Source organism: Butyricimonas sp. BSD2780061689_150309_C8 (assembly GCF_015560935.1).
Taxonomy (GTDB): Bacteria; Bacteroidota; Bacteroidia; order Bacteroidales; family Marinifilaceae; genus Butyricimonas; species Butyricimonas paravirosa.
Genome location: NZ_JADMSV010000033.1, coordinates 1 through 14,711 on the forward strand (window position 1 = coordinate 1; position 14,711 = coordinate 14,711).

13 protein-coding genes are annotated in these 14,711 nt (G+C 44.7%); 8 read left to right on the plus strand and 5 right to left on the minus strand.

What is annotated here, in order from left to right; translation table 11 throughout:
- Window positions 1-283 precede the first annotated feature (283 nt).
- From I2I33_RS18250 to I2I33_RS18265, 4 genes are read left to right on the plus strand one after another with little or no spacing between them, the layout of a single operon-like run.
- Window positions 284-1,336 (plus strand): TlpA disulfide reductase family protein, encoded by a 1,053-nt coding sequence (locus I2I33_RS18250; RefSeq protein ID WP_195666866.1) that lies wholly within the window; start codon window positions 284-286, stop codon window positions 1,334-1,336.
- Window positions 1,337-1,348: 12 nt separating this feature from the next.
- Window positions 1,349-2,434 carry a TlpA family protein disulfide reductase gene (locus I2I33_RS18255; RefSeq protein WP_195666867.1) on the plus strand — a complete coding sequence of 362 codons (1,086 nt, stop codon included), beginning with the start codon at window positions 1,349-1,351 and terminating at the stop codon, window positions 2,432-2,434.
- 8 nt (window positions 2,435-2,442) lie between these two features.
- Window positions 2,443-3,222, plus strand: a complete 780-nt coding sequence (locus I2I33_RS18260) for a TlpA family protein disulfide reductase (protein WP_195666868.1) — start codon at window positions 2,443-2,445, stop codon at window positions 3,220-3,222.
- Between the two features lie 15 nt (window positions 3,223-3,237).
- A complete protein-coding gene (locus tag I2I33_RS18265) occupies window positions 3,238-4,326 on the plus strand; it encodes a TlpA disulfide reductase family protein (RefSeq protein ID WP_195666869.1) in 1,089 nt (362 codons plus the stop codon).
- Between the two features lie 314 nt (window positions 4,327-4,640).
- Here I2I33_RS18265 and I2I33_RS18270 read toward each other — a convergent pair whose 3' ends face one another.
- The 3 genes from I2I33_RS18270 to I2I33_RS18280 all read right to left on the minus strand — a co-directional run bounded on the left by I2I33_RS18270 (window position 4,641) and on the right by I2I33_RS18280 (window position 7,146).
- Window positions 4,641-5,051, minus strand: coding sequence for an acyl-CoA thioesterase (locus I2I33_RS18270; RefSeq protein ID WP_195666870.1), 411 nt, complete (start codon window positions 5,049-5,051; stop codon window positions 4,641-4,643).
- Between the two features lie 26 nt (window positions 5,052-5,077).
- A complete protein-coding gene (locus tag I2I33_RS18275; RefSeq protein WP_195666871.1) occupies window positions 5,078-6,346 on the minus strand; it encodes an ATP-binding protein in 1,269 nt (422 codons plus the stop codon).
- 164 nt (window positions 6,347-6,510) lie between these two features.
- On the minus strand, window positions 6,511-7,146 hold the full coding sequence (locus I2I33_RS18280; protein ID WP_087422643.1) for a lactate utilization protein: 636 nt from the start codon (window positions 7,144-7,146) through the stop codon (window positions 6,511-6,513).
- Window positions 7,147-7,379: 233 nt separating this feature from the next.
- Here I2I33_RS18280 and I2I33_RS18285 point away from each other — a divergent pair, with 233 nt between their 5' ends.
- Window positions 7,380-8,438: a hypothetical protein gene (locus I2I33_RS18285; RefSeq protein ID WP_087422642.1), complete on the plus strand. Its 1,059-nt coding sequence runs from the start codon at window positions 7,380-7,382 to the stop codon at window positions 8,436-8,438.
- A 378-nt stretch (window positions 8,439-8,816) separates the two neighbouring features.
- On the opposite strand, the gene I2I33_RS18290 is transcribed toward I2I33_RS18285, so the two are convergent.
- Window positions 8,817-9,329 carry a hypothetical protein gene (locus I2I33_RS18290; protein WP_087422641.1) on the minus strand — a complete coding sequence of 171 codons (513 nt, stop codon included), beginning with the start codon at window positions 9,327-9,329 and terminating at the stop codon, window positions 8,817-8,819.
- Between the two features lie 23 nt (window positions 9,330-9,352).
- Complete coding sequence (locus tag I2I33_RS18295) at window positions 9,353-9,952, minus strand: hypothetical protein (RefSeq protein ID WP_140402629.1); 600 nt, start codon at window positions 9,950-9,952, stop codon at window positions 9,353-9,355.
- A gap of 426 nt (window positions 9,953-10,378) precedes the next feature.
- On the opposite strand from I2I33_RS18295, the gene I2I33_RS18300 reads away from it, so the two are divergent.
- The 3 genes from I2I33_RS18300 to I2I33_RS18310 all read left to right on the plus strand — a co-directional run bounded on the left by I2I33_RS18300 (window position 10,379) and on the right by I2I33_RS18310 (window position 14,665).
- The gene (locus I2I33_RS18300) at window positions 10,379-11,224 is read left to right on the plus strand and encodes a virulence RhuM family protein (RefSeq protein WP_229128373.1); all 846 of its coding nucleotides are present in this window, start codon (window positions 10,379-10,381) and stop codon (window positions 11,222-11,224) included.
- An 82-nt stretch (window positions 11,225-11,306) separates the two neighbouring features.
- Window positions 11,307-12,440, plus strand: coding sequence for an OprO/OprP family phosphate-selective porin (locus I2I33_RS18305; protein ID WP_162613878.1), 1,134 nt, complete (start codon window positions 11,307-11,309; stop codon window positions 12,438-12,440).
- Between the two features lie 110 nt (window positions 12,441-12,550).
- On the plus strand, window positions 12,551-14,665 hold the full coding sequence (locus tag I2I33_RS18310; RefSeq protein ID WP_087422636.1) for a type IA DNA topoisomerase: 2,115 nt from the start codon (window positions 12,551-12,553) through the stop codon (window positions 14,663-14,665).
- Window positions 14,666-14,711 lie beyond the last annotated feature (46 nt).

Genomic DNA, 14,711 nt, shown 5'->3' on the forward strand with positions numbered 1-14,711 from the left:
TCTCTACTTAATTCTAATATTTTTTTGATGGGTCAATTTAGAGTATAATAGTGGGTCAAGTGACTTTATATTTTCCACGACGCTCTATACGGGCGAAAACAAGTTCAGCCGAAGTTTCATGTTTTTTGAACCCGGGCGGACGGAAATTCCGGTAGAGATCGTCATCAGCTATCAGGTGTGCGACGACCAGATGTGCCTGCCTCCCGAGGAGCACGTCATCAAGGTCAATATCCCCGTTACTTTCAAAAAACGATAATCATCTTTATAACACCATAAAACCAATATGAAAAGAACAATATTCATCCTATTCCTTGCCCTGACGGCCATGAACCTGAGGGCACAAACAAACATGTCGCTGAGCGGCGAAGGCGTCACACTGAAAGAAGGCGAAAAACTCTACCTCTATGCCGGCGAACGCACGCCGAGCGATTCGGCTTTCGTGAAAGGCGGCAAATTCCGCTTTGCCCTGAAAGGCATAAAACCCCGCGAATGCAGCCTTATGCGGGCGGATGATCCACAATATGCCAATATGCTGCTCTACCTGGACAATTGCCCCTCCTACGTGAAAATCGGTGCAGGCACTTATAAAAGTTTCAATAACACCTTTATGGAAGCTGAAGTGGCGGGCAACCCCACTCACCTCGAGGTTCAGGAGGTGAACGACATGATTTTCAAAAACACCGACAATAGCAAAAATCCCATGGATTCGCCCGAATTTATTGCCAAGCTGAAAGAGGCCTGCGGGCGTGCGGATATGGCGGCGGCATACGTGCTCTCCAAATATGTCTCCGTCGCTTCCCATGCCGGTATCATTTCCGAGGTGAAAGCCTGCTACGATCGTATGCCCGAAGCGGTGAAAGCTTCCATCCCCGGCAAAGACCTGGGTGAACAGATACAGAAATACCTGAACGTTTCCGTGGGCTACGAGGCGAAGGACTTCACCCTCAGTATGCCAGAAGGTAAGGTGGTCAGCCTGAAAGAATACGTCAAAGGCAAAAAAATCGTACTTCTTGACTTCTGGGCATCGTGGTGCGCCCCCTGCCGGAAGGAAGGCGAGAACGTGAAAGCCATCTACGCCGATTTCAAAGACAAAGGATTCGATGTATTGGGTATCTCCCTCGACACTGACAAGGCCAAGTGGCAGAAAGCCATCGAGGAGGAAGGCTACGAGTGGGCGCAGGTCAGTGATCTGCTGGGCTTCAAATCGCCGATATGCAAACAGTATGACATTAACGGCATTCCCGCTCTCTTCTTGCTGGACGGCAATGGCAAAATCATCGCCACCGGTTTGCGGGGCGATGATATGCGGAAAAAAGTGGCGGAATATTGCAAATAAAACGATCGACAGATGAAAAGATTATTATTACTTGTCCTCATCGGATGGGTCGGAGGAACCGAATTGTATGCCCAGGACTACGAACGCCTCTATAAGTTTCTTGATCAATACGGCTCCAACTGGAACCATGGCTACCGTAAAGAAGCAGCCGACGGCCGACCGGAAGTGGTGAACCAACTGGGTACGCCCGCTCCCCGCTATACCTTCAGCAAAGAGCTGAACAGCAAGATGATGAAAGGTAAATTTGTCGTCATGAATTTCTGGTCCACTTGGTGCGGCGGTTGCCGGGCCTTGTGTGTGGACCTGGATTCGCTGATGGTGAAGCACAGCAACGACTATCGGGACGTGCAAATCATCGGCGTGAACTACAAAGAAAACATGGTGGACAAAGGCTATAAAGCTAAGGAATGGTGGAAACAGAAAGCCTTCGGCTACCCCACCACCGATGACAACAAAGGCGTGGACGAATTCAGCACCACCGTGCAGGCCGGTCACCCCACGATGATGCTTATCGACGATAAAGGCATCATCCGTGGACGCTGGGATGCTTGGTCGCCCGGCACGGCAGACAATGCCGCGTTGGCGGTGTGGGTGTTGAAAATCGTACCGGAACAGGGGTTGACCCTCGACTTCGGCATGGCACGTCGCTGTATGGAGGAAAAGCAATACCTGCGGGCCCTCTACGTGCTCTGCGGGTTGGACGAAACGGCGGAAATCCGCCTGATGAAACTGGAGGCGCTGCTGCATATCTCTTCCTATCAAGGCGGAACTTTACTCGCCCAAATGGTGGAGGAAGCCAAAGAATCGAAAGATTATGACACCTTGCTGGAGATCGCCGAAATCGTGGAACGCAATGAAGAGCTTTATTCCGCCTACTGCAAAATCGGCCTGGATGCCGCAACCGTCTATAACAATTACAGCCGGAAAGGAAACGACGAAACACTCCTGCTCGGTTGCAAATTGAAGTATCGTTACGGCAAACAGATGCAGGAGGAAGTCCTTCGCACGTGCGACCAAAATATTCGCATCCATGAAATGAACGGGAAAGAGGAGGATAAAGTGGAATTTTGGAAAAAAGCAAAGGCAAATTTACAATAAAAACGGATATGAAAAAATTGATATTCATGATACTATTGGGCTGTTCCGTGGGCCTCTCTGCGCAGAACGTGGCGGACAAAGCACGGCAGGATAAAGCGGTACAGTCACTTGAAGCCCGTTATGCCGCAAGCACTCCGAGTGCCTTGCGCAATGACAAGACATTCGTGGCCGATATGCGGGCGGTCATCGCCCGGGCAGACGCTAGTGCACTCTACGTGGTGGACAAATACGCCACGTTCGCTTACGTGGTGGGATTGAAAGACTGCATCGAAAAGGCGTTGGCAGCCATGTCCGCTGCCTTGAAAAAAACGGAGGAAGGTCTTCGGGTGCAAAGTTTCTGTTATAGCATACGCGAAATGAACGTCGGCGACCGGGTACCCGATTTTACTCTCCCCACGCCTAACGGCAAGGAGGTGAACTTCTATAGTTTCCTGAAAGGCAAAAAATGCGTCATCCTCGACTTTTGGGCATCGTGGTGCGTCTGGTGCCGTAAGGAAAGCCCCAACGTCCGGAAAGTGTTCGATACCTACAAGGCGAAAGGCGTGGACGTCATCAGCGTATCGTTCGACACCAACCGTGACCAATGGGTGAAAGCCATCGCCGAGGATGATACTCCCTGGACGCAGGTGTCCGATTTGAAAAGCACCGACGAAGGGTACCTGTATAAATGGTACGGCCTGCAAGGCATCCCCGCCATCTTCCTCATTGACGCACAAGGGCGTATCATCGCAAAAGGTATGCGTGGCGCTGCCATCGAAGAGAACGTGAAGAAATTCCTCAACAAATAACAAAGGCATTCAGATATGAAGAAAAAATTACTTATTGCCTGCGGGGCGGCCTGTCTGCTCACCTCCTGCGCAACGACACCCGAAAAACAATTTACCCTCACCGGCGACGTGGAAGGTCTGGGCAATACCCGCATCTACATCGAGCACGGCAGGACGGCAGACAGCGTAGAAACCATCAACGGGCATTTCGAATACTGGGGCGGTACTCTTGACGAGCCGAATTACATCAAGGTCAGGAGTGCCGACAATCAATGGGGTTGCATGTTCTGGGCGGAAAACTCCCCCATCCGCATCTCCTGCGATCAAAACGGGAAAGGAGAAGTTACCGGCTCCCAGACCGAAGATGAATACCAGACCTACCGGGCACACATGGCTTCGGTGTGGATGGAACAGCAAGCCGTGTTGAAAAAATCCACGGAAGCAGATATAAATGGCAAAACAGAAGAAGCCGAACGACTGGAGCAAGAACTCGAACAATTGAAGTGGAAGGCTGATACCGTGTTCATGGCATTTGCTCGGAAATACCCCCGGAGCCACGTGAGTTTCAACCACGTGTATAACAAACGAATCATGGACAAATACCGCTTCGACCGTCTCAACGGTTTGCTGGCATGCCTGGACACCACCGCTTTCCGGGGCTCATACTGGAAAAACTTCAAGGAAGTATATGCCAAAGACCAACGCATGCAGCCGGACCAGCCGTTCCCGTCGTTCTCCTTCCCGGACATATTCGACACCCCTGTATCACTTGATGACTATAAAGGAAAATACCTGATCCTGACCATCGGCAGTTGCGGACTGGCAGACTACAGGAGCTACCTTCCCACAAAGAAGGAATTGTACGGGAAGTATCGTGAGAAAGGCTTGGAAATCGTAGACATCCTGCTCGAAAAAAACAAGGACTACATGCTGAAAACCATCGCCAACAACGGCATCGAATGGAACCTGATTTCCGACTACAAATATTGGAGCAGCCCCATCGTCCGCGATTGGGCCATCGACCACATCTGCCAGCATTTCCTGATTGATCGGCAAGGGACCATCATCGCCCGCGACTTCTCGCCGGAGGAATTGCAAAGCCAGGTAAACCAATTGTTTGAATAAAAAGTCCTTTTGTATATAATAGTGAAAGCGAAACGTACAACTTTCTAAAACGAAACGTACAATTTTCACTGTTTTTTCACCCCATCAAAGCAAAGGCATTTAATTACTGTTCAAGCGGTAATTAAATGCCTTTTGACCATCTGCAAAAGCGCAGAAAAAGAGGTGTGGTTGAAAGGTATTCAAGAGGAAGGGTATAAATGGGTGCGGGCGAGTGATTTGCTGGGGTTCAAATCTCCCGTGTGTAAGGCGTACGATGTTAACGGTATTCCTACATTGTTTTTGCTGGACGGAGAGGGGAATTCGTGTTCTTATTTTTATTTCTTTTCAACTTTGTTGATGAAGATGGTTTCGAATAGTTCTCCACGGGTAAGTTTACCGTTTTGCAGGCAAATGGCCTCGATTCTTCCTTTGGCGCATAGAATGTTTTCGGGGAGCTTGTAGATGTCCTCGAAGAACACTAGCTTGATGCCTTCTCTCTGGTAAGCGACTTGGACGACAAAGCGGTCGCTGCCGCGAAGGGAGTGTTTGTAGGAAATGTCGATGCGGGAGACCATCACGTCGATGCCTTGGTCGTGCAGGGCGGAAAAGCTGGTTCCGGTGGTTTCCAGGAATTCGTGACGGGCGTGTTCCATGTAGTGTTGATAGTTGGAATTATTGACCACACCTTGCAGGTCACATTCGTAGTCCCGTACTTTCATCTCTATTTCAAATGCGTAATCTTTCATGGTAATAGATTTATACGTTTTTCAGGTTATTTTTCTAGCGCCCATTCCCAGAGTGGCATGACACGAATATCATCTACTTGTTCTTTCTGATTATAAGTGATGAGAGTCTTTGTTCTTACTGGTATTTGTGGCACGGAAAATCCCCTAAATTCACGTGTCTTATTATTGTCGGTTAATTCATAGCAGACTTGGAAAGCATGGATATCCCCATCCTTTTGTGCCAAGAAATCACATTCTCCTTTTCCGTTGTCAAATGAAATATTTTGATACCCTTTATTTACCAATTCATTATAAACGAGATTCTCGAAGAATTTACCACTATCCGGAGAAAAACGGGACGTGTTGGCTTGCATCAGTCCATTGTCGATACAATAACACTTGTGGTCAGAACGTTTTGTTTCTTTTAACGAAAACGAGAAATTTCTTATGTCAGAACATATATAACTGTTACATAAATAATTAATATAGCTGCCCATTGTATTTTCGTTGCTACCAAGCGATTTGCCTAGTTGCTGGAGAGAAAACCGATTACCAACGTTTTGCAAAAGATAATTTACACTTTTGTAAAACAGATAGGGTTCACGTATAGAATTATAAATGATACAGTCTTTCTGCACGATAGATTCGAAATAGCTACGTAACAATTCTGCTTTTGTATGATCTTCCATCTTACGTAAAATGATTTCAGGAAATGTACCGTTTTTTATCATGGCACTGGTAAGGCGTAAAACTTGAGGAATTGCTTGATAGCCATCGAAAGACGAGTTTACCCCAATTGTTGCGAGGCATTCGGTAACGCTAAATGGACGGATCTCATTTGCGAAATATCTTCCCGATAGCATGGAAGAAAAACGATTTTGTAAAAGGTTCGAGTTCGATCCCGTGATGTAAATTTTGTTGAATGTCTGGGTGTCATAAATTGTCTTTACAAATACTTCCCAGTTTTTTACTTGCTGGATTTCATCCAAAAAGAGGTATTGAACTTTGGTTCCCGTTAATTGTTCTGCGGTTTCTATTACTCGGCGTAGTCGCTGTACATCATCCCAAAGAGGAATGAAGACTGGGGCATCTAAGTTGATATTCAAAATTGATTTGGCGTTAACGCCAGAGGCGAGTAGGTCATTCATCAGTAGTTTGAAGAGGCTGGATTTGCCACATCTGCGCACACCGGTAAGTATCTGAATGTGCGGTAATGTTTGTTTGTCGAGCAAATTTTTCATCATTGTTCTATCCGCAAGTTCTTTAAAGGATTTTCCTGTCCATTGCGGATTTTGTTGCATTAATGTTTTTTCCATACTCCTTGGCGTTGGGTCAAATTTCTATGCGTAAAGGTAAGATGTTTTTTTGATTTTACGAAATATAATTAGGTAAAAACGAGATTTAGTCGAATTATGATTCGTGATTTTATTGTTCTTTACTAATTATGATTCGTGATTTGGGAATTTGTTTTTTTCAGCATTTATAAGCCTAATGATTCGTTGATAAGAATAATTTTGATCCGTTTTTGGGGGAGTGATTTTTCCGTGATGGTCCACGTGTTGCACAAGCGGTCGGAACTTTGACAATTCATGCAGGTCCTTGTCGTTTGGCAAGGGGTATGCAAATGAGGGTGACGGATGGCGTTGAGTGGGGCGGCTGTCGTGCGAATACGCTCCATGGCTTGCTCGATGTTGTCCGTGATCTTGTTGGTGCCGATGAACAGGACGACGTGTTCCGGCCCGAAGGTGATGCCCGCAACTCGGTTGCCAACCATGTCCACGTTGACAAGTTGCCCTTGGCGGGTGAGGGCATTAGTACCCGTGACGAATAAATCGGCGAGGAGGGCTTGGCGGCGCCAGTATGTTTTCTGAGCCCGGCTGTAACCGTCTTGGAAAGTCCGGATGAGAATACATTCCGGTCGTTGCTCGATCTCGGAAAGGATTCCCGTGGCTTTCATCGTTTCGGAGTCTCCCCATGAAATAGTGGTTGGTTTTATCTTGTCAAAAATTTCTTGAAAGAAAATGTCTCTAGCCTCTTGCCGGTTGTTGGCGAAGTAAACTTCGAAATGGTTTCTTTCCAAGGCTTTTATGGTTTGATCGATAATTGCTTGTTCCATATTCCATAGTTTCTGTTCGAGGGGCAAAGATACAGATAAAAAATGAGAGAACGAGTCGGGTGGTTCAGAAAGCTACAAGTAAATGGCGGCTGTTGATGTATAAATAAATTGTTGTAAATATAGCTATTGTTCGATGTTTTAGATTAATTTTGTGTGTGGGCGGGATGATTGTCTGGGGATACAGCTGTCCGAGATTTACCATCCGTGTGTGTACAATTCTAAAACGATATATTATGAGGAATAGATTACGATACACTATTTATGGTTTTATCTTGACGTTTGTTTTATCGGCATGTGGAGGGCCGTTGGATAAATCGGTGACGGAGCCGTTGACTCCGGAAGAATCGGAAGAAGTTGGACAAAAGTTCCCCGATTTTGTTGGGGTTTACGAGCGATTTATTTTTCCCGAAGTTCGTAAATGGGATGATCATTCGCTTTACAAACAAAAGTTGAAAAAGCTTACTTACGGGGATTTCATGGAGTTTTATGATTTGGTGTATCACCATGATTGGAAGGAGCAATTAAGTCGTGAATGGGAAGAGAGATTTGATCCGGATAAGCTTACTCGCCAACTTGACGGGATGGTTGATTCCCTTATTATATATTGGGATAATTACATAGCGGAAAACGCTCCTTCAACCTACGTGTCTGTCGAGTTGTTGGAGATAAAAAAGACGGTTTGGGATGATCCGGAGTGGAATATAAGAAAGTTGGATGCTACGGCCCAGCTAAAGGTGGTGCCATTGCGGGGAACGATTGATAAAATGTCCGGGGAGTTTACTTTGTACCGGACGGATAAAACTGATGCTGATTCTTACACGTTAGCAGAACATCTCGGTTCCGGTAAGATCGAGATTGAAACTCCTTTTGATGTTCCGATTGTGGTTGAATGCAAACTCTCGGTTTCCAGTAGTTGGTTTGCTCCTTGGTATGATTATGTCTGTGATACTCCTGCCGATGTCCTGACAAGGAAATGTAAGCTCCACACGGGGCATCCGGAGTTGGTGGTTAAAGGGAAGAAAGTTAATATATTGGACTTGTGGGATGCGAAACCTTTTTATCTGGAAAGGTATAAGGATGCCAGAAGCAAGGGAGATACTTCTTCTTCGGACTACCAGTTGTACCGGGAACAATTTATCAGGGAACATATAGACAAGGAGTATATGGATCGGTTGCCGTATATCGAGAAACGTGAACTTCAGATGTTGTACGAGCATAACCCGCTGGCATTCTCTCTCTTTTACTCGGATGCAGCCACGCAAGGGCTTTTGATGGAATGGGGGTGGAAATAGTTGACAAGATCATTGAAAAGAGATTATTTTGTCGATGATCGTGTGGCTTTTAGGAATAATCAATATCTTTACATGAAGTATCAAGTTCGTGCCGTTGGCATGAAACTTTTAAAAGGGCTTAGAACCATGATAAAGTGCTTATGGAACCAAAGAATGAAATTATTATATACCAGTCACAGGATGGCTCGATAAAAGTCGACGTGTTATTCTCGGAAGAAACAGTTTGACTGACACAGATGCAGATCGGGTCTCTGTTTGGAAAGGCTAAATCTACTATTAGCGAACATATTAAAAATATTTTTGAAGAAGGCGAATTGAATGAAAATATGAGGCTGAACTTCACGGGACAGCCTCTTTTATATTTTTATTTTTTTCTACTTATTTGAATTCATCCTCTATTTTTGTTGTGTCAAAAATATTGATAACTTCATTCGCTTGCTGATAAGGTATTTGCTCTACCTTATTTGATCTCGTTGCTTTTTTGTAAGATTTAAAGAAAAAATTAACTCCCATCCCATTACCAAAAAAGACCTCAAAAGGTTGTCCATTGTCTTTCCATATACACACCTTTGAGGTAAAATTCCATTCAAGCCTTTCTTTAGTAAAATCACAAGGAAAATAAACCTCATAATATTCTCGTCCAATATTTTTACTTATTTCAACCCTAGTGTCATCAGTAGTGTATTTTTTTACTTCTGAGATAATGGCTTTAGAATTAGGTCTATAGTACCCTGATCCATGAGTTTTTGTTACCTCGATAGCTAAATTAACTAGATACTTTTCTCTTGCGGTTTTAGATAAAGTATCCAATTTTACGTTTTGTGCCAATATATTTAAACTAAATAATAAGCTTAAAACAGTAACTATTGAATATAATTGTATTTTTCTCATTGTAATGTATTTTTATTAAAATTTTAATTTGGTCTTCTATTGGGGCCGAATGTGTACACTTTGGCAGATGCATTGATATTGTGTCCACCTTTAATGCTTGAAGAATAATCATACAGCAAGCAAGGTAAATTATTACTTGATGCCCATGAACGATCTGCGGTAGATGGGCCCACAATTCGGGTACTACTACTACCACAATAAGTTAGTGGTGTATGCGTATGGAAAAATGCACACACGGTGAGATTATCGGCTGCTCGACCTGGAACGATGCTCCCTTGAGTTCCGACACATCCACTAACAAAGGGGCCCGAAATAGTCGTTCCGATGGAATATAGCCCTGAATTTTTATTATAGTAAATATAAAAACCAAACTCTTGTCTACCTCTTGAATTTGCGGCATTTTTAGTTTTAGTCCAAAGAGCTGACATTGCATTGCGGACTGTTCCATTGTTTTGAATATCAGAAAGAGTTGGAAATTGACCGGCTGCACGTGACAACTTAACATTATTTTCATTTATCAAGTTGTTTTCTAGTAAATCATTAGTAATTGAATCATTACTACATGAATAAAATCCTACAAGTGTAAATACACCAAGGATTATAATAAACAATTCCTTTTTCATACATATTATTATTTAAATCCAAATAATCTACAATCCAAATAAATTATTTGATGAGATTTTGTATTAGGACGTTTTTTGTTTTATTCCTTGGCATAATTGAGGTAAAGTATACAATAATTTTATACCATCCTAGGATATATTTAGTTTACAATATCTTCGTCATTCAAATGAAGAGAATTATACCATTATTTTTTATCGTTTATTTTGAAAAGGGGGACTTCGACAATCAATTGTTACGAGATTGAAAATAAACATCACATATGATGTAGCTATTTTTGAAAAATGTGATGTTCCCATAAATTTGTTTCTAATTAATCACCTTCCTTATGGTTCACTTCTTAAAGTCATTCAAAGATTGTAATAATTTTTAAGAAAAACAATTAAAATCTAAATTATTTATATTGAGACAGGATTCTAAGTTCGTGTATGGTATCGAATGAAAATATGGTTATTCGGAAATTCCGAACAACCACTCAGCATGGTGCGATTGAAGATAAAACGCAGAGCCATGAGGTCAATTATTACAATCTGGATGTTATCATTTCGGTCGGTTACAGGGTGAAGTCTTTACAAGGTACGCAGTTTCGTATTTGGGCAACACAGCGTTTACGGGATTATATCATTAAGGGGTTTGCTTTAAACGATGAGCGCTTCAAGAGTGGGTCGTCCATGAATTATTTCCGGGAATTACTGGATCGGATTCGAGAGATCCGTTTATCGGAACGTTTATTTTATCAACAGATTAAAGATATTTATGCCACGAGTGTCGATTATGACCCGTCAGATGAAATGACCCTTGCCTTTTACAAGGAGGTACAAAATAAACTTCTTTGGGCAGTTAGCGGGAAGACTGCGGCGGAACTCGTTTACTACCGGGCAAATGCGTCTTTACCGCAAATGGGGTTGACGTCAACCTCCTTGCCGAACAAGGTTAGTAAAACAGATGTGGAAATTGGCAAAAACTATTTGACGGAAGAAGAAATCGGGTTATTAAAATTAATCGTGGAGCAATTCCTTGCATACGCCGAGACGCAGGCCATGCAACACAAAGTGATGTATATGCGGGACTGGATTGAAAAGTTAAAACAGGTGCTGACCATGAATGATAAAAATATATTGGAACATGCCGGGTCGATTTCTCATAAACTCGCGATGCAAAAAGTTGCTGACGAATATGATAAATACAAGGTGGCACAAAAGCAGTTGGAGCATTTGGAGAGTATCAAAGAGCTGGAGCAGGATGTTCAGAAACTGCGTGAGGCTAAAAAATGAAGATAGTGAATTGTTGATTTTTTTGTATTTTTGCAGGGTATTCTAATTCTATACAATTAAATTAATCCTTAAACTATTGATGATGAGGCATACGCTATTGATTTTGATGCTATTGATTTGTGGAATGAGTGCTTCGGCGCAGTTGACGTTGAAGTCGGAGAAGGGAGATTTCGAGGCTCGTTTGATTGGTCGGGCGTTATTTGACGGAGGGGTGTTTTTTAGTGATAAAACGTCCTTGGGAAATGCGGTTGAGGTATATGATGTCCGTATGGGGACGGTGATTCGTTTCTTGGAAAGGTGGACCGGGAAGATCGAGATGGGGTTTGCCAAGAGTAAGGTGTCGATGAAAGATATTTATATCGAATATAATGACGGGAAGAATTTGTTCCGGGTGGGACATTATTTCGAACCGTTCAGTTTGGAGTACCGGATCGGGACGTCGGATATGAAGTTTAACGGGGCAGCCGTGAGCGGGATTGCTTTCGGGGATCGCCGACGGCTGGGAATCAGTTACACGTATAATTGCGACGTGTTGAACGTGTCGGGAGGTGTGTTCAGCGATAAAGATATTGACAACACGGAGAAAGGGGATGAGGGGTATGCGTTTTCGGGGAGAGTGTTGTTCCGTCCTTATTCAAAGGAGAAAAACGTGATTCATGTCGGAGTTTCTTCTCGGTTTGGCGTGCAGGGAGAGGCAGAAGAGAACACATTGACTTATTCGGCCGGGGCTCCCTCGAATTTGATTTCCGAGAAGTTTTTGAAGGCAGAGGTGACCGAGGCAATTAATGAATGGAAGTTCGGGGCCGAGGTGGTGATGGTGCTTGACAGGTGGTATTTCCAAAGTGAATACCTGATGGCTCACGTGAATCGTAAAGCGTCGGTCGAGAACTATACCGGAGACGGTTGGTATGCACAAGTGGGGTATGCCTTACTGAATGGTCGTTATGGTTATAATAAAACGAGTGGTATGGCCACGGCTCCGGGGGCGAAGAGCTTAGAAATCCTGTGTCGCTATAATATCACCAACATGAACGATAAGGATGCCGGAATTATGGGAGGGAAACAGAATGATTTCTCGATCGGGGGTATCTATTATTTCAACAAGTATGTGGCAGCGAAAATGAGTTATAGCTTGGTGAGCTTGGATAAACATGCACCGATAGACGGGAAACAGACGTTTAGCATGATACAGGGGAGGATTCAGTTGAGCTTTTAAGTGATTGAAAACAAATGGATGATGTGATTGTCGATTCAATGATTCGGTGATTAATAATCACTTAATCGGAAATCATTAAATCTCAGAATTTTTAAATCTAAAATTAATCGATGCGTGTTTGTATAGCGGAAAAGCCGAGTGTGGCGAAGGAGATAGCAGAGGTTCTGGGAGCCAAAGTACGTCGGAATGGTTATTTCGAGGGGAATGACTATTGTGTGACGTGGACATTCGGGCATCTTTGTTCGTTACAGGAACCGCACGAGTACACGGAAAAGTGGAGGCAGTGGAATTTAAGTATGTTGCCGATGATTCCGTCCTCGTTCCGGATCAAGTTGATTGATGATGAGGGGATCAAACGGCAGTTTGCCATTATAGAAGAGTTGTTCAACCGGGCGGAGATGGTGATTAATTGCGGTGATGCGGGGCAGGAAGGGGAGTTGATCCAGCGCTGGGTGCTTACGAAGGCAAAGTGCAAGGCTCCGGTGATGCGGTTATGGATTTCTTCGTTGACGGAAGAGGCGATCCGGGACGGGTTTGCCAAGTTGATGTCGTCGAAGGATTTTGACACGCTATACGCTGCCGGGTCAGCCCGGGCGATCGGGGACTGGCTGTTGGGGATGAATGCCACGAGAGCTTACACGTTGCGCTACGGGAACGGGAAGAACGTGTTGTCGATCGGGCGGGTACAGACCCCGACGTTGGCTCTGATTGTCGATCGGCAGAAAGCAATAGAGCAATTCAAACCGGAAACTTATTGGGAGGTACGGACGGATTACCGGGGAGGTTGGTTCTCTTACACGAAAGGACGTTTCACGGTAAAGGAGGAGGCAGAGGCATTCATGCAGGAGATTCTACCTTTGGAGTTGGAAATCAAGAGCGTGGAGCGTAAAAAGGCCATGGAACACCCGCCGAAACTGTTCGACCTGACGTTGTTGCAGGTGGAGTGTAACCGGAAGTTTGCTTTCTCGGCGGACACGACTTTGAAAATCATCCAGTCGCTGTACGAGAAGAAGTTGACGACTTATCCCCGTGTAGATACGAATTTCTTACCGAATGATATATATCCCAAAGTCCCCGGGATTTTGAAGGGGCTGAAACCATACGTCACGTTGATCGACCCGATTATTAACGGGAGTAAAATACGCAAGTCTCCGAAGGTGTTCAACGACAAAAAAATCACGGATCACCATGCTATTATCCCGACAGGAGTTTTCAGCTATGATATGACCCCGGATGAAAAGCGGGTGTATGATTTGGTGACCCGACGGTTTATCGCGGTGTTCTATCCGGATTGCGAGATCGCGAACACGACGGTTATGGCACAGGTCGGGGTGAACGAGTTCAAGGCGACCGGAAAACAGATTATTGACCCGGCTTGGCGGGTAGTATTTCCCGCGGCATCGAACAAACAGAGTGATGAGAACGTGTTGCCCGTGTATGAAGTCGGGGAGAAGGGACCGCACACACCCGAATTGCAGGAGAAGGAAACGCAGCCACCGAAGTATTACACGGAGGCGGATTTGTTGCGGGCGATGGAGACTGCCGGAAAACAGGTGGAAGACGAGGAACTCAGGGATCTGATGAAGGAGAATGGGATCGGACGTCCGTCTACCCGGGCGGGGATTATCGAGACGTTATTGAAAAGAGGGTATATTCGGAAGGATAAAAAGCGGTTGGTGGCAACAGCCACGGGTGTTGAACTGATTGATACGATTCAGAATGACCTGTTGAAGTCGGCCGAGTTGACCGGGCAATGGGAGAAGAAATTGCGGATGATCGAGGAGGGGACTTATAACGTGTCGGATTTTATGGAGGAGTTGAAGGTGATGGTGAACGAACTGGTACACGTGGTGAAGTGTTCGCCCCGGAAAGCGATCACCGTGGAGGTGGCAGAAGAGGCGAAAAAAGAAACGGCCACGAAAGAGAAAGCCCCGAAAAAGGAAAAAGCTCCCGCGGACCCCGTCGTGTTGAAATGTCCGAAATGCGGAAACGGCGAGATTATCAAGGGACGGGCGGCCTGGGGGTGTAGCCTGTATAGGAAATCGTGCGACTTTATTATTCCTATGGAATTTTTTGGGAAAAAATTAACACAGAAGCAAGTCGAGGCTTTGGTGTTGAAAGGTAAAACCGGATCGCTGAATGGCTTTAAAAATGAGGACGGTAGTACGTTTAGCGGAGTCCTGCGTCTGGACGATAACTTCCGGGTGATCGTGGATAAAAAATAGGGGGTTGTATTAAATCTATCTTAAAACCTTTTTTACGTGATATAGG